The sequence below is a fragment of the Natronorubrum sp. A-ect3 genome (genome assembly GCF_041821125.1).
GTDB classification, from domain to species: Archaea; Halobacteriota; Halobacteria; order Halobacteriales; family Natrialbaceae; genus Natronorubrum; species Natronorubrum bangense.
Window position 1 is genome coordinate 966,043 of record NZ_JBGUBB010000002.1, and the last position, 18,159, is coordinate 984,201.

Below are 18,159 nucleotides of genomic sequence, written 5' to 3' on the forward strand. Positions count from 1 at the left end.
AAACACTTACCAGTTCGCGTCGAACTGGTCGTATGAGCCGTCCGTCACGCCGCTCCCTCCTCGGCCTCGTCGGGAGCACCGTCGCCGGCTGTGCCGCGGTCGCCGGCTGTTTGGGTCGCGTCGAGCACTCGACGCTGGGTCGATTCGAGGACCCGACCGACTCGCTCCCTCCGGCCGGCGAGAACGCCGCGGGCTGTCCCGACTACGACGTCGACTGGCTCGTCGCGTACCGTGAGATCGATCCCGACGAGGTCCCTATCACCCTCGAGCCGTCGGCCGAGTCGATCGGTGAGGGCGAACGGATGACCGTCACCCTGCGAAACGAGTCCCACAGCGAGTTCTCGCACAATCAGTACAACTGGCGACTGCACAAACGCGTCGACGAGGACTGGTACTTCATTGCCCCTCGAGAGATTCCACTGCCGTTGCATACGCTCAAGCCCCGCAGGCGTTACGAGTGGGAGCTGACAGTCGACAACGACGGCGTCGAGGACGGAACCGCTATCGGCGGCCCGGGATCGTACGGGGACCGCGACCCGATCCAGGGGCTCGGCGGCGGCACGTACGCCTTCGGGACGGAGGGCTGGTTCGACAGCGCCGACGAGAAGATCGGCTTCTGCGCCCGGTTCAAACTCGAGACCGACGCCCTCGAACTGACGCCGACCCGCGCCGTCGACGAGACTGAGTGGAAAGACGGCATCCTCGTTGCCCGGTCGATGCGGGGAGATCCGGAGAACGAGCACTCCCGGCTCGGCGCGTACGAACTCGAACGCATCGTTGCCAACACCAAGAGTGACGACGATCGTGCGAACGACGAAACCGCCGAACCGCTGATCACCGAAACCGTACTGCGAAACGACCAGTTACGGGACGTCGTCGCGCTGGCCTGCGAGTACGACGCCGACCGGGTTCGTCTCGAGGAGTACGACGCGGGCTACCCGATCTTCGGCAGCCACGAGGACGGCGTTTACGAGTACGACGGCGAGGTCTACGAGATCACGACCCGAGAAATAGCGCCGAAAGGCGACTGACGTGCCGAAACCCCTGGTGTCGCAAAAGACGTGAGTATCCACAACAATTATAGTCTCGTTAACCGCCATTCGAATCGTGGTTTACGAGACGGACAACAAGACGGTCGACGACGCGCTCGAGCGAGTGTTCGCCGGCGAACGACTCGATCGAACTGACGGGCTCGCGCTGATGGCTCAGCCGGTCGACCCGCTCGCTGAGGCCGGCGCGGCCGTACGCGATCACTTCGGTGACGGCACGGTCGACGCCTGCTCGATCGTTAACGCAAAGGCGGGCAACTGCGCCGAGGATTGTGGCTTCTGTGCGCAGTCGGTCCACTTCGATACCGGCATCGACACGTACGATTTCATCGGCCCGGAGAAGGTCTTAGAGGCCGCAAAGCGGGCCGAACGCGATGGTGCCCAGCGCTTCGGCATCGTCGTCGCCGAGAAAGGCGTCTCGAAAGAACACCGACCTGAGGAGTGGGCGGACGTGCTCGAGGCCATCCGACTCGTCAGAGACGAATGTGCCCTCGAGATCGATGCCTCCCTTGGCATCCTCACAGAAGAGGAAGCCGAGATCTTGGTCGAGGAGGGGATCAATCACTACAATCACAACATCGAGACCTCACCACGATACTTCCCCGAGATCGTCGACACCCACAGCTTCGAGGATCGGGTGCAGACGCTCGAGATCGCCAAAGACGCCGGCATGGACCTCTGTGCCGGCGTTATCCTCGGCATGGGCGAGACGCCGACCGACCGCGTCGACGCGGCGATCGCGCTCCAAGAGATCGGCATCTCCTCGCTCCCGGTGAACGTGCTCAACCCGGTCGAGGGGACGCCGCTTGCCGAGCAGGGGGCCGCCATCTCGACCGAGGAGATCATCAAGACGGTCGCGGTGTACAAACTCTTGCATCCCGAGTCGCGCGTGCGACTCACCGGCGGTCGCGAGGTCAATCTCGACCCTGACGAGCAGCATCTTCCGCTCGAGGCCGGCGCAGACGGCCTGCTCACGGGCGACTACCTCACGACGGAGGGCCAGTCACCTGGCGACGACATCGAGATCATCGAACGTGCGGGCCTCGAGCCAAACCAGGAGACAAACGAGTTCGACCCCGAGGCGGTGAAAGCTCGCCACAGCGATGCCGCAGAGTCGTCGGCCGACTCGACAGCGAGCACCGGCGCAGAACCGAGCGATGACTGACGACAATTCATTCCCACAGAGACACATGGACGAAATTACGTTTGCAGTAGTTGGAACCGGCGGAATCGGCCGACGAGCACTCGAAGTGAGCCAGCACAAAGATGCGCTGACCCCTGTCGCGGCGTGTGATCGCCACGGCACCGCGATCGATTTCGATGGCCTCGACGTCGACGAGTTGCTGGCGGCAACGGAAGGCAACATCGATAACGAGGTCGCGACGGACGGCGGTGAGCGAACCGACGGTTCGCGATCCTCGACAGAGCACCGGTCTGACGGCGGTGAGCGGACCGACGGGTCGCAATCCTCGACAGCGCTCCGCTCTGACGGCGGTGCGGGTGCGACGGCCGCCGAGGGCGGTGTCAAACAACACGGCGAGGACAAAGGCGTCGTCGCCTCCGAGCAGGCCCACCCCAGCGAGGATTCGATTCAGGATATTATCGATCACGGTGACGGGATCGACGCCGTCTTGCTGGCGCTGCCGAACTACGAACACGACTTCATTCCCCGAACCGCCGATCGCTTCCTCGAGGGCGGCTACTCGGGTGTCATGATCGACGTGCTCAAACGCTCGCGCGTGATCGGTATGCTGGACGAGCGCCGCGAGGCGTTCGAGGACGCCGGCATCACGTTCATCTGTGGCGCTGGAGCGACGCCCGGCCTGCTGACCGGTGCGGCCGCACTCGCAGCCCAGTCGTTCGTCGAGGTCACTGACGTCGATATCCACTGGGGCGTCGGCCTCAAGTCGGGTTACGAGGACAACCGCGGCACCGTCCGCGAGGACATCGCCCACCTCCCCGAGTACGATATCGATACTGCTCGAGAGCTCTCCGACGAGGAGATCGAGGCGATCATCGACGACCACGACGGTGTCATCGAGTTCGAAGATATGGAACACGCCGACGACATCCTGCTCGAGCGCGCTGGCGTCTGTGCTGCCGAAGACGTCACCGTCGGCGGGATCTTAGACGTTCGCAGCGACGAGAAGCCGACGACGACCACTGTGTCCGTGACGGGGCGGACGTTCGACGGTGAGACGGCGACGAACACGTTCCAACTCGGCGACGAGACGAGCATGGAAGCGAACGTCAACGGGCCAGCGCTTGGCTACTTGCAAACCGGCGTCCGACGGAACCGAGCCGGCGAGTACGGTGTCTTCGGCCCCGCCGAACTGATGCCCGGGTTCTGATCCGTCAGGAGTGTTCCAAGAGGCTGGGGTTGTCGCTGAGTGCACGCAAGTCTCGGTACCGAGACGTGAGCAGAGCGACGGCCTCGACCGTTATCGTGCGACCTCGGCCGTGTCACGGAGAACCGTGAGAGTAAAACCATGTCGATGACACCGTTCACCCGAATGGAAGACCGCGGGTTCGACCTCGAGGCCCGACTCGAGACCCTCGAGGACGCAACGCTGAAACGATCGCTATCACCCGTCGACCGGGTCGCCGAGCGGGGCTACTTCGCGGCCCCCGCCGGCGGCGGACTCCCGGTCCTCGAGTCGGACGAAGCGCTGGTGTTCGCTGCGAACAACTATCTCGGACTGACCGACGACCAGCGTGTGCAGGATGCGGCCCGACAGGCCGCAGCGACCGTCGGCACTGGTGCCGGTGCGAGCCGGCTCGTCACCGGTGATACGATGGTACACCACGACCTCGAGCGGCTGCTGGCCGAGACGAAAAGCACCGAGCGCGCGCTCGCCTTTTCCTCGGGCTACGCCGCGAACGTCGGCACGGTCACGGCCCTCGAGCCGGACGTGATCTTCTCGGACGAGCTCAATCACGCGAGTATTATCGACGGCTGTCGGCTCACAAGTGCCGAGACAGTCGTCTACGACCACTGTGACGCTTCGAGCCTGCGTTCGAAACTCGAGGCGCGGGCGGCCACGGCCGAGGGCGCTGGCGAATCGTGGCTGATCGTCACCGACTCCGTGTTCAGCATGGACGGCACCGTCGCGCCGCTGACCGAAATCTGTGACCTCGCCGAGGAGTTCGGTGCGTGGGTGATGGTCGACGAAGCCCACGCCACTGGCCTGTACGCCAACGGCGGCGGCGTCGTGCAGGCGGAGGGCCTCGAGGATCGGGTCCAGATCCAGCTGGGAACGCTTTCGAAAGCGCTCGCAAGCCAGGGCGGCTACGTCGCGGGCAGCGAGGCGCTGATCGAGTGTCTGATCAACGACGCTCGCTCGTTCGTCTTCTCGACGGGCCTTGCGCCGCCGGCTGCCGCGGCCGCGAGCGAGGCCTTACATATCGCCCGCCACAGCGACGCCAGAGAACGGCTCTGGGAAAACGTTGCCCACCTCCGGGACGGCCTCGAGTCGATGGGATACCGGGTGCTCGGCGAGTCACAGATCCTCCCCGTGCTCGTCGGCGACCGCGAGGACGCCCTCGCCCTCGCCGATGGGCTTCGGGAGCGAGATATCGTCGCGCCAGCGATCCGGCCACCCACGGTGCCCGAGGGAACCAGCCGGATTCGGGTCGTCCCGATGGCGACCCACGACCAGAACGACATCGTCACCTGCCTCGAGGCGTTCCGGGCGGCTGGCACCGATATCGGGCTGCGATAAGCGATGAGCGACCCGATCGCCGTCGTCGGCACCGATACCGGCGTCGGCAAGACCGTCGTAACCGCAGGCCTGACGCGCTGGCTCCGCGAACAGGGAATCGATGCACGGGCGATCAAACCCGCACAGACCGGTTTTCCACCCGATGATGACGCTGGCTTCGTCGCCGAGGCGTGTGGTGCTCCCGACGCCGCGACCTGTTGTCGATATCTCGAGCCACCGCTCGCGCCACGTGTGGCCGCCGCCCAGAGTGACGACGAACTGACGTATGCGTCGATTCTGACGGCCTGTCGGGAGGCAATCGCCGAGGCCGAACAGCCGATCGTGGAAGGCATCGGTGGTCTTCGCGTGCCGCTTTCTGGCGACCACGAGGTGGTCGACCTCGTTGCCGACCTCGAGGCGACGGCGCTCGTCGTCACGCGATCCGGACTCGGCACGCTCAATCACACCGCACTCTCGGTCGAGGCGCTCGAGCGCCGCGGAATCGACGTCGCTGGGGTCGTCTGCAATGAGTACGCCGGTGAGACAGTCGCCGAGCGAACCAACCCCGCCGAACTCGAGCGCATGACCGGCCACGACGTTACAACAGTGCCTCCGCTCGAGGGTGAGACGCCACGAGCGATGGCCGATGGCGTTGCTGATGGGCTTTCGGCGACGGTTTTAAAACAGATCGTAACGGACGACTGACGCCGTCTCAGTCGGCCGGTGGAATCAGCTGTTTTTCGCTGGCTACCCCTGGCCTGTCGTCGATCGAACTGTCGATCCCAGTGTCGTGTAGTTCGATGAATTCGGTGACGATTTCGGATTTCCGGTGCTCGACCTCGAGGTGCACGTGGAGGGAGGTCCGTTCGTCGTACGTCTCCGTACAGAGGGGGCAGCGATGTCGGTTGTTCATTCGTTACTCACCGTCACGTGTTACCATGGCTCTGCAGAGTAATAGTGTTGTTTGTCGGGTGCTTCGACACGTTCATCTCGATGAACGGTTCGGCAAGCCGACACACGTTACATGAAGTCGCTCAGTCCCGACTGTCCATCGTCGGTGTCGTCGGCTGCGGTCTCTGACTCCGTTGCTGTCGTGTCGGTCCCCGCATCTGCCGCTGCCGTGAGCGTCTCCTGATCGTTCGTCTCGCCGTCGCCTGCAGCGGTGTCGGCAGCTGTATCCCCGTCGCTCGAGTTGCCAGCATCGAAAAACGCACCCCCCGAGTGCTCGACCGTTTCTTCGGCGATCAGTTCTTTGGCGTCCTCGACGATCGACTGGACCTTGTTCGTGTCTTTGCCGCTGCCGGTGACGAACGAGACTTCGCTTTCATCGAGGTCGTAGACTGCGGCCATCTGGACGGTCAGCTCGCGGTTTTTACAGTGGTGAGTCATCGCCGAGAGAAACGGGAGGATCTCCCGCCGGGCAGTCGCGACGCTCGTTCCCTCGCGTTCGGCGATGCGTTCGGCGATTGCATCACGGGTGTTTCGGGTCCCCTTGGTACGACCGAGTTTCGACCAGTAACTCGGCGGGCCGTAGCGGGTCCAGCCCCCTTTCGAGCCCCGCCGGGAGGCAGCGACACCGGCGGTCATGTTGTCGGTCGCATACCGCCAGTAGGAGTAGTTCTGGGTTGCTCGCACCCGACCAAGCCAGCGGTCGGCGTTCGAGAGGTACCCGTAGGCATCAGCCAGCTCTGCCCCTTCGTAGTCTTTCGGGACGTTGTCTTCGATCCAGTTCAACATCTCGTCGGGGTTCTCGTCGACGTCGTAGGATGCCCGCAGCGCGCCTTCGGCGTCTTCTTCCTTGATCAGCGCATCGAGGAAGTCGAAGATTCCCTCGGTGGTGTCTCGGTCGCCCGTGACGACGTCGTCGACTGTGAGTTGGCTGGTCTCCTCGGCGACTGCCTGCAAGTCGTTGACCGCAGAGCGAAGGTCGCCGCTGGTCGCGTCGGCGATTTTCTTCAGGGCATCCTCCTCGAACTCGATGCCCTCGCGCCGGCAGATATCTCGCAACACCGGGACGATCGACCGCTTCGAGACGTCGCGGAACTCGACCGTCTCACAGGCGTTTCGCAGCGACTGGCTCATGTCGTAGAACTCGTTTGCCACGAGCACGATCGGCTGGTTTGCGTTCTTGACGACTCGCGTGACCTCCCTCGAGCCGCCGTAGTCGGCGTTGCCGTGGAAGTTGTCGGCTTCGTCCAAGACGACAAGCCGGCGGCCGGCCCCGCCTGCGGTGAGCGTCCCGCTTTTTGCGGCTTCGCCCGCGATCCGTTCGATGACGTCGGCCTTCCGATTGTCGCTGGCGTTGAGTTCCATCACGGGCCAGCCCAGATCGTTGGCCAGCGCGTGGGCAGCCGACGTTTTCCCGACACCCGGACTCCCGTGGACGATCACCGCCTCCCGGTGGTCGTCCCACGTCTGTGCCCACTCTTTGAGCTGGTCACGGGCTTTGTTGTTCCCACGTACCTCCGACAGCGTCGTCGGACGGTACTTTTCGGTCCAGTCGCTCATTGGACACTGATTGGGGTGAGTCGCGTTTAGTGGTTGCGGAGCGTCACTCCTCGGAGATCGTCTTCAGTCGAGACGTGGTGTGACTCTCTCGTATGTGTCGTCACTGGAAACGATGGTATCGCCCTCCGATTCGACAAGGTGGAGTGTGTCGACTGGCGTGAACCCGTGATCTTCCACGTATGTCGCCGCCGTAACGACTGTCACCACGTCACCGTGTCCCTCGAGAGGGTCGCCGCGTTCGAGACGACGCGTTCGGTGCGGGCACACCTACTTCTAAGCAACTGGGACGGGTTTGTATCGGTGATGGCGGATCGCATCGACCTCGTCAGCCGATCGCTCGAGGACACGACACAACGCGAGTTCGACCGTCGCGTCGACGAGCAAGCCGCCCGTCTCACCGACGCTGTTCGCGCGGGCCGACTCGACAACCCAAGCTTCGGGCTTGGGATCGAACTCGAGGCGTACGCTGTCGATGACACGGGTCGGCTCACTCGAGTGCCCGACACCGTCCTCGAGGGGCCCTGTGAGAAAGAGCTCGGCCGACACAACGTCGAGTTCAACACGAGTCCGAACCGGTTCGATGGTGACGAGGCCACTGTGCAGGCGGCACAGCTCCGACGTCGCTACCGACGCGTTCAGCAGGCTGCCGAGCAAGCGGACACGGAGATCGTTCTGGACGCGATGTGGACCATACCACCACGAGAGGGCACGCAGGCGTACCTCTCGGACGTCCGCGAACGTGAAGGGGTGACCATCGCTGAAAACATGACGCCGTCGGCCCGATACTGGGCGATCGATAACGACGTGCTGGGGCAAACAGAGGGGGCGATCACTCTCTCTGTTCCAGGGGCCGAACGTGAGTTCCCGTCGATTCTGTTCGAGTCGCTTGCCAGTTCGATCCAGCCCCACGTCCAGGTTCCTGACGTGGAGGCGTTTCCCCGCTACTACAACACCGCCATCCGAACGCTCGGTCCGGTACTCGCAGTAGCGACCAACGCACCACTTCTCCCACCGGATCTGTACGACGTCGACGACCCATACCGCGTGCTCGAGGAGACCGATCACGAACTTCGGATCCCGGTGTTCGAACAGTCGATCAACCAGGCGTGGGAGAAAGTGTGCTTCCCCGCGGAGATACAGCGAACAGCCGAGACGATCGACACCCTCGTCGCCGACCCAACGTGTGCACCGTTTCTCCGTGAATGGCTCGCAGACGGTGACCGTGAGACGCTTACGGACCGGTTCTGGGAGCTCAACCACAAGCGGGGCACCTACTGGCGGTGGCTTCGAGCCGTCATCGGCGGGCAGCCGGTCGGGCAGGGCGACCACTGGTCGATCCGTATCGAGTACCGACCGCTCCCAACACAGCCGACGATCGCCGAGAACATCGGATTCCAGTGGCTGGTCGCCGGCCTCGTCCGCGGGCTGTGTGCGGCCGATCATCCGCTCGTGAGCCTCGAGCACGACGCTGCCAAGCGGAGTTTCTACAGCGCGGTCAAAAACGGACTCGACGCCGACCTCGTCTGGGTGACTGCCGACGGTGATCGAACGACCGATCGAGCCGTGCTCTACGAGGAACTCTTCGCGTTCGCTCGCCGCGGGCTCCGTATGCAGGGGATCGCCACCGAGTCGATTGAGGAGTATCTCGCACCGCTCGAGGCGCGCTGGACGGCCCGCACGACGCCAAGCCGATGGAAACTCGACCGCGTCCGCGAGCAGCTCGACGCAGGCATGCCGTTCGACGACGCCGTCCACGAGATGCAAACCGAGTACATCCGTCAGGCACGGACCGGTGAGCCGATCACGCAGTGGCCCTGAACTCGGTGCCGCCCGACGGTGCTCGAGCGAGCGGAGCGGCTAACTGGGCTGATCCCGAACACGTCTCATGCACGTCGCACTCGTCACCGTCGGCGACGAACTCCTCGCAGGGTCGACGACGAACACCAACGCCGCGTGGCTAGCATCGGCGATCACCGACCGGGGGAGTTCCGTTGAACGCATCCTGACGATTCCTGACGACCGCGACCTCATCGCCGACACCGTCTCCCGCTGGGCAGCGGCGTTCGACGCGGTTATTGTCACCGGTGGGATCGGCGGCACGCCTGACGACATCACCGTCGAGGCCGTCGCGGACGGGCTAGGACGCGACCTCGTCGTTCACAACGGGATCAAAGACAGACTGCTCGAGAAAGCAGCCGCCTTCCGTGCGGAAAACCCGGAGCTGGTCGCGGAGTACGATCTGCAGCTTGATTTCGACGCCGCGGCATCGATTCCCGAGGGTGCGACGCCGATCGTCGTCGACGAAGCCTGGGCACCGGGCTGTCTCGTCGAGAACGTCTACGTCTTCGCCGGCATTCCAGACGAGATGCGCGCCATGTTCGACCACGTCGCCGAGGAGTTCGCCGGCGACGGCGTCGCCCGAACGATTTTCACACCGGCACCCGAGGGGGCACTCCACGACGCCCTCGAGGGCGTGTCCGAGGCGTTCGATGTGACCGTCGGCAGCTATCCACGCAGCGAGCATCGCCCGGGTCGAATCCGAGTCACGGGAACAGACGAGACGACCGTCGAGAACGCAGTTGAATGGCTTCGCCACCGGGTCGAAACGGTTGCGCCGCCGATGGCCGACGACTGACCCACACGTCGATGGGTCTCGAGTGACAGCCATCCGATGTTGTCTGGTCGTGCGTCGGCTGGTGGCCAGTTTTCCCAGAGACACAGCTATCTACGAGCTTCGATGACCATCGTCACGTCGGCCACGGTCCAGTAGCTACTTGGGGTGGCCACGCAACCGTCGCATATGAGCGGCCGTGGGCCAAAACGGGAACTCGCAGAGAAGATCGCCGGGGAGATCACGCTGAGTGACAACCCCGGCGCGACGCTGCGAAAGTGGCGAACCGATTTCAGTATCTCGCAGACGGATCTCGCGGCGGAGTTGGAGATTTCGTCGTCAGTGATCTCCGACTACGAGAGTGGGCGGCGAGAGAGCCCCGGCATTGGCGTCATCCGCCGACTCGTCAGGGGGTTGCTCGCAATCGACGAACGACGGGGTGGCGACCGAATCCGGCAGTACGGCCGGGTGCTTTCGGCCGGCTTCGAAAGCGACATCGTCTACGACCTCCGGGAGTACGCGACATCGATCCCGCTCGTGAAACTGTACGACGATATCGATGCGACCGAGATCACGACCGGCAACACCGACCGCATCAGCGGGCACACGGTTATCAACAGCATCGAGGCAATCACTCGCCTCTCGAGCGAGGAGTTCTTCCGGCTGTACGGCCAGAGCACGAACCGTGTGCTGGTGTTTACGGGCGTCACCCGCGGTGAGTCACCACTCGTTGCCCTGCGGGTCGTCAACCCGACGCCAAACGCCGTGATCCTCCACGGAATCGACGAGGACGAACTGTGGGATCACGCAGCCGATCTCGCCCGGATCGACGGCTACTCGCTTGCCGTGACGAACACGGATCTCGACGATCTGCTCGAGCATCTCGTCAGTCTGGAGTAGCTCACGAACGGAGGTGACAGAATGCTCACTCGAATGGAACAACTGACGGTCGCGCTAACGGGCATCTTTCTCGGTACACTGGCAGTAACGGTCTCTGTCGGCAGTCCGGTGGCATGGCTCGCCTGGGGAGTTGCGATGGTAGTGCTCGCGGGAAGTGCCCTCGTCTACGCCAATCGGTCCGACCCGCCGCTTGACGACTGAGACGGACGCCTGTCAGTTAGTGCCAGTGTGAGCGGTCCTGCGATCGCACCGGCCACTCAAAACAGCAGCTATCGGCGCGGGTACGCTCCTCGAGTGAGCGCGTCTCCAAGCGGTGGCGATCGAAGACCGGTTCAGGCGATCTGGTCTTCGTACTCCGCGGCAGTCAGCAGGGCGTCGAGTTCGTCGATGTCGTCGGCATCGATCTCGAGCATCCACCCCTCGCCGAACGGATCTTCGTTGACGAGTTCGGGGGCATTGAACAGCTCCTCGTTGACCGCCGTCACCTCGCCGCTGACGGGGGCATAGAGGTCCGAGACGGCTTTGATCGATTCGATGACGCCGAGTTCGCCCTCCTGGTCGAGGGAGTCGCCTTCGTCGGGAAGTTCGACGAAGACTACGTCACCGAGTTCGTCCTGTGCGAAGTCAGTGATGCCAACGCGAACGACGCCGTCGGTCTCGAGTGCCCACTCGTGCGATTCTAGATACTGTCTGTCGTCTGGAATGTCGAAGCTCATTATACTGTGTCGATAAACGGTGTGGTCTCAACTCTTGCTTTTTTCGACTGGCCGCGGACGACAACTTGCAGGGTCGTCCCCGGCTCTGCGTACTCGGTCGGAACGTAGCCGAGTCCGATCGGTTGATCCAGCGACGGGCTCATCGTCCCGCTCGTAACGGTGCCGACGACCCGTCCATCGGTGTTCGTAATGTCGTAGCCGTGTCGGGGCACGCCACGATCGATCAGCTGGAGGCCGATCAGTTTCTCGTCGACGCCTTCTACGTCGACCTGCTCGAGGGCGTCCCGGCCGACGAACTCGGTCTCGAGGTCGACGGTAAACCCGATCCCGGCCTCGTAGGGTGTCCGCGGATTGGACTCGAGGTCGAAATCCTGCCCGGAGAGCAGGAAGCCGGCTTCGATCCGGAGCGTGTCTCGAGCGCCTAGTCCACACGGGAGACAGTCGATGAGCCCCCAGATGTGCTCGGCTTCGGACCACGGCACGATCAGTTCGAACCCGTCTTCGCCAGTGTAGCCCGTCCGGGCGATCCAACAGGTGACGCCGTCGAGCGTCGCATACTGGGCCTCGAACCGAGCCAGGCTGGCGACGGACTCTTCGGTGAGGTCGTCGACGAGCGTGGGTGCGTTCGGTCCCTGCACGGCGAACATGGCGTACTCGTCGGTTCGGTTGTCAACGGTTGCCTCGAGATCCCACTCGTTGCGGTAGCTGAGCCAGCGCTCGTGGGTCTCCTCGTCGGTACCAGCGTTTGGAACGAAGAGATACGTCGGCTCGTCGTCCTCGTCTGGCAGCCGGTAGGTGACGGTGTCGTCGATGATGATCCCGTCCTCGTTGGTGATCGCAGCGTACTGGGAGTCACCGACCTCGAGTCGGGTGACGTCGTTTGAGGTGAGCCGTTGCATGAGTGTCGTCGCATCCGGCCCGGTGACGTGAATCTGGCCCATATGCGAGACATCGAAGATGCCGACATCCTCGCGGACGGCCGCATGTTCGGTCTGGATCGAATCGAACTCAACCGGCATATCCCAGCCGCCAAACTCCGTGAACTTCGCTCCACGCTCATCGTGCGCCCCACGTAACGGCGGCGTCTGAAGCGGCATACTCTGGAGGACACTCCCGGAGTAGTAATGTCTTTTCGTCGGCCACGCATCCACGGCGCGTGACATCGCCACAGAACAGGCTACTCGCCTCTCGGGGGCACGTGTTTCGTCACATCTATTTCGCGGCCGTCAGAAGGAGAGGACATGTTTGACCACGTTCGCGCCCGTCTCGCCCGCCTCGTCGGTCCCGACACCGAACGCGAGACCGAGCCGACAGTGGGCCTGTTCGTCGACGGGCCGAACGTTTTTCGCGAGGAGTTCGACGTCGATCTGGATGATCTGCGAGACGTCGCCCGCACGCTCGGCCACGTCGGCGTGATCCGGCTCTATCTCGACGAACACGCCACACCCGGACTTATTCAGGCCGCCGAAGCCCGTGGCTTCGAAGTGATCATCACCAGCGGCGACGTCGACGTCAAACTCGCCGTCGACTCGACCGCTCTCGCCGGCGACGGCACACTCGATCGACTCGCGATCGTCTCTCGAGATACGGACTTCAAACCCGTCCTCGAGCACGCGGGCACCCTCGGTGTCGAAACGATCGCCATCGCCCCGGGCGAGTACGGTCGCTCGGACGCACTGCGAAACGCGGCCGACGAGACGATCACGCTCGAGTCTTGAGGTGGGGTCCGTTACACCCCTCCGGGGAGCATCAGCGCTGATTTTGGTCTGGCAAGTATCGGCAAACGATGGGACGCTGCGGATTGGAACCTCTCCAATCTCTATCGGGTAACCAAGACGATCCCAACAACTGCGAACGCTATCCCAGCAAGTCTCGTTATCGTAACTTCGTCTCCAAGAATAACCATACCGATGAGAGCCGCGACGACGAAGTACATCGCACCGAGAGTCGAGACGATGGTTGTTGACCCTCCGGAAAGACCGATGTACATCGAAATCAGGCCTATTCCGGTGAACAATCCGGCCGTGCCAGCGAGCAGTCCTCCTCTCGCAGTAATGGCAAGTGATGCGTCTGAAACGAGGATGTATCCGAGTGCAAGGGGTCCCGCAACAAGATAGGAGATCGCGGCGGCCGTCCTCGGGTCGATAGACTCCGACGCAGCGTTGCCCAAGACTACCCAGATTCCCCAGGTTACCATTGTAATCAATCCAAAGAACACAGCCGAATCCATCTCAGGAACATCCATTAGTGTGTGATTCTACCTTGTTACCGAAAAGCACATCCCTTCGTTATCTGTGGTTCTTAAACAATCTCTGCGCAAGAATAGCGCGCGCTGGTGTGCGGTATATGCAGCACGGCTCAACAAACACCATCGACAACTGGTGAAATTCCGCCGCTCAGTTCACACCCGCAGTGAACGCACACCTCGAGTGCAGACACGTTCGAGGGGGCAGCTCTCGATGCCGTCAAAACGCGGGCTTGCAGTTACGCTCGTTCCACAGCCGAGGCGTCCGAAGTCGGTGACTTTTCACGCGCGGCAGACACAGTGGCGGCTATGATCGACGAGACGCCGATTCTCGACAACCACCTCCATCTCGATCCGGACCATCATCGCGGTATCGACGCCGTCCGGGACTTCGCTCGCGTCGGCGGCACCCACCTGCTCGTGGTGAACAAACCCTCGTGGCATCTCGGTGTTGAAGCCGAGACGGGCGAAGACTTCCGCGCCGTCTTCGAGCGCACCATCGAGGTCGTCGAGGATGCCTCGAGCGAACTCGAGGGGCAAGCCTGGCCCGTCCTCGGCATCCACCCCGGACTCATTTCGCGGCTCGTCGACGACCGTGGCTTCAGTCCCGACGACGCGCGCGACCTGATGCAGGCCGGGATCGACGTCGCGGCCGAGTACGTCGACGCGGGCGAGGCGCTGGCGCTGAAATCCGGCCGACCCCACTACGAGGTCGACGACGCGGTCTGGGCGGCCTCGAACGCCGTCATGCGCCGCGCGTTCGAGCGCGCAAGCGACCTCGAGTGTGCCGTCCAACTCCACGCCGAGGGGAGCGAGGAGATGACCGAGGTGACAGCGTGGGCCGAAGACGTCGGCCTCCCGGCGCACAAGGTCGTCAAACACTACGCCGGCGGGCGACTCGAGGGGCCGATTCCGAGCGTGATCTGTGACAAAGACGAACTCGAGACGGCGGCCGAACGCGGCGAGCCCTTTCTGATGGAGACCGACTACATCGACGATCCGGACCGGCCGGGGGCCGTGTTGGGGCCGAAGACGGTGCCACGGCGGGTAGCGTGGTTACTTGAGAACGGGCACGAGGATGCCGTCCGGAACGCACACATCGAAACACCCGCGCTCGTCTACGGCATCGATACGGAAGCAACCCTTGAGCGGCCCTAAAACCGGCGATTCGGTGTAACTCGGATCAACGCACAGTAGAGAAAGGCATTTCAAGCGGCCGGTGTAGGTGTCTGTATGAGCAATCCCCCGACCGAGTTCTACTCGGAGGAACGCTGGCAGAACTGGATCGACCGCATCAAAGACGAAGAGCTCGATCCGGAAGACGAGGACTCGGCCCGTCTCCTGTTGAATCTCCAGGACGACACGGCGATCGCGATCGCCAAGATCGTCGCCGCCTACGACGATGGGAACCTCGAGCAAGAGGAAGCGCTCGCGGAGATTGGTGACGTTCGTGAGATCGTCCTCGACGAAGTCGACATCGAGGACGAAGAGAAACTGATCCTCGTCGACGGCGTCCAGACGAGTCTCGTCTGTGTCTTCTTTGCCGCCGAGGAGTTCATCGCCGGTGGCCCCGCAGAGGAAGGCAGTGTCGGCGACTACCTCGGCGCGGCGGCCGACGCCGAAGCCGAAGAAGACCTCGATGCGGCACTCGGCTACGCCGCACAGGCAGGTACACTCGTCATCGACGGCGACGAACTCGATATGTCCATGGCCGAAGACCTCGAGTACGGACTCGTCACCGAGTGGATCAACGGGCTCGACAGCCTCCAGAGCGCGATGAGCGATCCGGAAGTCGTCGAAGAAGACGAGTAGGAGTATTCGAACGCACACCTCGTCGGAGCTGTATTCTACGCGGTGTCAGAAGCGACCCACACAGCATCAGCGACCGCCGGCGACGGCCGGTTCTGGTCTCGCCAATACTCGCCGCTTCTTTCCGACGCCGACCGCAGACGTGTCCCGCCAGTTGAGTGACTACCTTGTGACTGTTTTACATAGCTCTCGAGATGAGCAGTCAGTTTCCAACTCGGCCTGAGACGGCGACAAACCAGCAGTACAGACGGAGGTGCAGCGTCGGTTACAACACTTCGATGGTATCGTCTCGAGTTTTGCAACCGAGAGATAGTTTCAAGCCATCGTCGCAGCTTGCGACAGACGTTTCCGCTCCCCCAAAGCGTTTAAATGTGGTAATTATATCTAATTACACCCTATGACAGCGAACTTCCCCGAGTACGTCGACGTCGACTACGACGATGGCGCTGGTGAGAACCCTGAAGACTACGCACACGTCCACGACCGGATCGAGAAAGCGATCGAAGTGACCCGACAGGGACTCGAGCAGTACGAGAACCCGGCCGTGATGTGGACCGGCGGCAAGGACTCGACGCTCGTCCTCTACTTCGTCAAAGAGGTCGCCGAGCGCTACGATCTCGAGGTGCCGCCGGCGATCTTCATCGACCACTACCAGCACTTCGACCAGATCCACGACTTCGTCGACCATTGGGCCGACGAGTGGGATCTCGAGGTTATCTACGCGCGTAACGAGGACATCGGCGACTACGTCGACGAACACGGCCTCGAGCCCGGCGACGAGATCGATATTACGGAACTCTCCGAGCACAACCAACACCACGTCGAGAACATCCTCGAGTACGAAGAGGACACGTTCCCGTTCCTGCTCGACACCTACGTCGGCAACCACCTGCTGAAGACGGTCGCGCTGAACAACGCCCTGGAGGAGTACGACGTCGATGGCGTCATCTCCGGCGTCCGCTGGGACGAACAGGAAGCGCGTGCCGACGAGACGTTCTTCTCGCCGCGTCACGATCCCGACATTTACCCGCCCCACGACCGCGTCCAGCCCATCCTGCAGTTCGACGAAGCCGCCGTCTGGGAGGCCTTCTGGAACTTCGTGGTGCCGGACACCGTCGCCGAGTTCCCCGACGACGGCTACGTCCCACAGAGCGACACCGACCTGCCGAACGACCTGAGCCAGGACGACATCCCCGTCTCGCCCAAATACTTCGCCGGCTTCCGCTCGCTCGGTAGCGAGATCAGCACCGAAAAGAGCGACGAGGACCCTGCCTGGCTGCAGGACCTCGAGGGGACGACCGAGCGCGCGGGCCGCGCCCAGGACAAAGAGGACCTGATGGAGCGCCTGCGCGACCTCGGCTACATGTAAGCGCGACGGTCTGGTGTCGCATCGCTGTTGATCGATTTTTCTGAGGCTGTCAGTAAACTCGAGCGACAGCGATCGCGCAGTGCTCGAGTGAGACCGCAAAAAGGACTCTCGAACGCGTTAGTGCTGTGCGCGGTACTCGCCGTGTTTGACGCCGATCGCGAGCATGACCGCGCCGAAGATCACCATCGACGGCAGTACCATCATCATAATGCTATCCGTCGTCATCATGTTCGAGCCGATCATGCCGCCAACGCCGAGAGCGATCAAGGCGATGAACACGCCTGCTGTCGTCGTAAGGTCGAATTCCATACGTGATCGTTGGGAGCCAGCCACCTAATGATCCCCGGAATCGGCAGTCCGTTCACAATGGTTTGTCAGGGGTGAGAAAACGAGAAATTATTGCGACGGTCGGACCAGGTTCGCCAGCGCGGTGACGACACCGAGGAACCAGCCGAGCGGGAACGAGATGCCAGTCCACATCGCCGCGTAGGCCGCGCCCTCGAGTTCGAAGTTCCCGCGCAGATACTCGTTGATGCCGCCGACAAAGAGGACGTTGTCGAGTACCCAGACGGCGAAGTCGTAGCTGGGCTCCAAGATGACGCCCTCAAGCGATGGCGTGACGAGTGCGGCGACGACAGGCGGCAAGAACAGCGCCGTCATCGCGAAGGGGTAGGCGAGGGCGACCGTGAGCCCGCGGCCGCCGAACTTCGAGCAGGTGGCGGCGAGCGCGGTCGACACCGTCGCGACGCCGCTGGCTGCGGCGACGGCCAACACGGCGTCGAACGGGATGTCGACCTGTTCCATGTAGGACATCGCGCCCCAAGCGAGCGTCAACAGCCCCCAGCCGAGCAGAGCGATACCCGTGACACCGACGATACCGAGACGGGTCCGCGTCGAGTCGAGTTTCGCCGCGTAGTAGCGGGTGCCAAAGCCGAGGACGGTCAGTGGGTACAGGAGCAGCAAGCCGAGCATTCCGAGGACACTCCAGCCCCGGTAGGCGATACGCTGGGGGAGCGTCTCGGGTTTCCATTTCCCCATGACGGAGTGGCCGCGGCCACGCTGGCGTGGAAAGACGAGTTCCATCCAGGCACCGTGTAACCGCTGGACGTCGGTTTTGATCGCCCCGACGACCCCACCGCCGCCACGTTGTCGTGAACGGGTGGACATACGCGAGCCAAAAAGCCGGCGTACCGTAAACTTTCCTGCTTTTCTGGATCTGCTAGATGTTACTCGAATCGACTGGAAAACGCA

At 62.9% G+C, this 18,159-nt stretch carries 20 protein-coding genes and 1 pseudogene; 13 read left to right on the top strand and 8 right to left on the bottom strand.

All coding sequences use genetic code 11. The features are described 5' to 3' along the window. Window positions 1–32 precede the first annotated feature (32 nt). From ACERJA_RS11485 to bioD, 5 genes are all read left to right on the top strand, one after another. Complete coding sequence (locus ACERJA_RS11485; protein ID WP_373608320.1) at window positions 33–1,031, top strand: hypothetical protein; 999 nt, start codon at window positions 33–35, stop codon at window positions 1,029–1,031. Window positions 1,032–1,107: 76 nt separating this feature from the next. Beyond that, window positions 1,108–2,214 (top strand): biotin synthase BioB, encoded by a 1,107-nt coding sequence (gene bioB, locus ACERJA_RS11490; protein WP_373608321.1) that lies wholly within the window; start codon window positions 1,108–1,110, stop codon window positions 2,212–2,214. Window positions 2,215–2,239: 25 nt separating this feature from the next. Then, window positions 2,240–3,400 carry a transcriptional regulator gene (locus ACERJA_RS11495; protein ID WP_373608483.1) on the top strand — a complete coding sequence of 387 codons (1,161 nt, stop codon included), beginning with the start codon at window positions 2,240–2,242 and terminating at the stop codon, window positions 3,398–3,400. A gap of 162 nt (window positions 3,401–3,562) precedes the next feature. Next, complete coding sequence (locus ACERJA_RS11500) at window positions 3,563–4,771, top strand: aminotransferase class I/II-fold pyridoxal phosphate-dependent enzyme (protein ID WP_373608485.1); 1,209 nt, start codon at window positions 3,563–3,565, stop codon at window positions 4,769–4,771. Between the two features lie 3 nt (window positions 4,772–4,774). Then, window positions 4,775–5,455, top strand: a complete 681-nt coding sequence (gene bioD, locus ACERJA_RS11505; protein ID WP_373608322.1) for a dethiobiotin synthase — start codon at window positions 4,775–4,777, stop codon at window positions 5,453–5,455. Window positions 5,456–5,462: 7 nt separating this feature from the next. On the opposite strand, the gene ACERJA_RS11510 is transcribed toward bioD, so the two are convergent. From ACERJA_RS11510 to ACERJA_RS11520, 3 genes and pseudogenes are all read right to left on the bottom strand, one after another. Continuing rightward, window positions 5,463–5,663: a hypothetical protein gene (locus ACERJA_RS11510; protein WP_373608324.1), complete on the bottom strand. Its 201-nt coding sequence runs from the start codon at window positions 5,661–5,663 to the stop codon at window positions 5,463–5,465. A gap of 107 nt (window positions 5,664–5,770) precedes the next feature. Continuing rightward, window positions 5,771–7,258 carry a replication factor C large subunit gene (locus ACERJA_RS11515; RefSeq protein ID WP_373608325.1) on the bottom strand — a complete coding sequence of 496 codons (1,488 nt, stop codon included), beginning with the start codon at window positions 7,256–7,258 and terminating at the stop codon, window positions 5,771–5,773. Window positions 7,259–7,301: 43 nt separating this feature from the next. Beyond that, window positions 7,302–7,515, bottom strand: a pseudogene (locus ACERJA_RS11520) (hypothetical protein); the annotation flags it as partial. A gap of 46 nt (window positions 7,516–7,561) precedes the next feature. On the opposite strand from ACERJA_RS11520, the gene ACERJA_RS11525 reads away from it, so the two are divergent. The 4 genes from ACERJA_RS11525 (at window position 7,562) to ACERJA_RS11540 (ending at window position 10,970) form a co-directional block, all read left to right on the top strand. Further along, window positions 7,562–9,076, top strand: coding sequence for a hypothetical protein (locus tag ACERJA_RS11525; RefSeq protein ID WP_373608326.1), 1,515 nt, complete (start codon window positions 7,562–7,564; stop codon window positions 9,074–9,076). 67 nt (window positions 9,077–9,143) lie between these two features. Next, complete coding sequence (locus ACERJA_RS11530; RefSeq protein WP_373608327.1) at window positions 9,144–9,893, top strand: competence/damage-inducible protein A; 750 nt, start codon at window positions 9,144–9,146, stop codon at window positions 9,891–9,893. Window positions 9,894–10,058: 165 nt separating this feature from the next. Further along, on the top strand, window positions 10,059–10,769 hold the full coding sequence (locus tag ACERJA_RS11535) for a helix-turn-helix domain-containing protein (protein WP_373608328.1): 711 nt from the start codon (window positions 10,059–10,061) through the stop codon (window positions 10,767–10,769). A gap of 21 nt (window positions 10,770–10,790) precedes the next feature. Continuing rightward, window positions 10,791–10,970, top strand: coding sequence for a hypothetical protein (locus ACERJA_RS11540; protein WP_373608329.1), 180 nt, complete (start codon window positions 10,791–10,793; stop codon window positions 10,968–10,970). 131 nt (window positions 10,971–11,101) lie between these two features. On the opposite strand, the gene gcvH is transcribed toward ACERJA_RS11540, so the two are convergent. Both gcvH and gcvT read right to left on the bottom strand, forming a co-directional pair. Next, window positions 11,102–11,485, bottom strand: coding sequence for a glycine cleavage system protein GcvH (gene gcvH, locus ACERJA_RS11545; RefSeq protein ID WP_373608331.1), 384 nt, complete (start codon window positions 11,483–11,485; stop codon window positions 11,102–11,104). Beyond that, a complete protein-coding gene (gene gcvT, locus ACERJA_RS11550; protein ID WP_373608332.1) occupies window positions 11,485–12,582 on the bottom strand; it encodes a glycine cleavage system aminomethyltransferase GcvT in 1,098 nt (365 codons plus the stop codon). Before gcvT ends, gcvH begins: the two co-directional genes overlap by 1 nt. Before the next feature lie 144 nt (window positions 12,583–12,726). Here gcvT and ACERJA_RS11555 point away from each other — a divergent pair, with 144 nt between their 5' ends. Then, window positions 12,727–13,203 (top strand): NYN domain-containing protein, encoded by a 477-nt coding sequence (locus ACERJA_RS11555; RefSeq protein WP_373608333.1) that lies wholly within the window; start codon window positions 12,727–12,729, stop codon window positions 13,201–13,203. A gap of 101 nt (window positions 13,204–13,304) precedes the next feature. Here the strand turns inward: ACERJA_RS11555 and ACERJA_RS11560 are convergent, their stop codons facing one another. Beyond that, on the bottom strand, window positions 13,305–13,730 hold the full coding sequence (locus ACERJA_RS11560; RefSeq protein WP_373608334.1) for an EamA family transporter: 426 nt from the start codon (window positions 13,728–13,730) through the stop codon (window positions 13,305–13,307). A gap of 309 nt (window positions 13,731–14,039) precedes the next feature. Between ACERJA_RS11560 and ACERJA_RS11565 the strand changes: the two genes are divergently transcribed. The 3 genes from ACERJA_RS11565 (at window position 14,040) to ACERJA_RS11575 (ending at window position 16,908) form a co-directional block, all read left to right on the top strand. Continuing rightward, a complete protein-coding gene (locus ACERJA_RS11565; RefSeq protein ID WP_373608336.1) occupies window positions 14,040–14,888 on the top strand; it encodes a TatD family hydrolase in 849 nt (282 codons plus the stop codon). Between the two features lie 75 nt (window positions 14,889–14,963). Then, the gene (locus tag ACERJA_RS11570; RefSeq protein WP_006065620.1) at window positions 14,964–15,542 is read left to right on the top strand and encodes a DUF2150 family protein; all 579 of its coding nucleotides are present in this window, start codon (window positions 14,964–14,966) and stop codon (window positions 15,540–15,542) included. Between the two features lie 394 nt (window positions 15,543–15,936). Then, the gene (locus ACERJA_RS11575) at window positions 15,937–16,908 is read left to right on the top strand and encodes a phosphoadenosine phosphosulfate reductase family protein (protein WP_006065621.1); all 972 of its coding nucleotides are present in this window, start codon (window positions 15,937–15,939) and stop codon (window positions 16,906–16,908) included. Window positions 16,909–17,025: 117 nt separating this feature from the next. On the opposite strand, the gene ACERJA_RS11580 is transcribed toward ACERJA_RS11575, so the two are convergent. Both ACERJA_RS11580 and ACERJA_RS11585 read right to left on the bottom strand, forming a co-directional pair. Continuing rightward, entirely contained in the window at window positions 17,026–17,217 is a 192-nt protein-coding gene (locus ACERJA_RS11580) for a hypothetical protein (protein WP_373608338.1), read from the bottom strand. Between the two features lie 87 nt (window positions 17,218–17,304). Beyond that, window positions 17,305–18,075, bottom strand: coding sequence for a hypothetical protein (locus ACERJA_RS11585; protein ID WP_373608339.1), 771 nt, complete (start codon window positions 18,073–18,075; stop codon window positions 17,305–17,307). Window positions 18,076–18,159 lie beyond the last annotated feature (84 nt).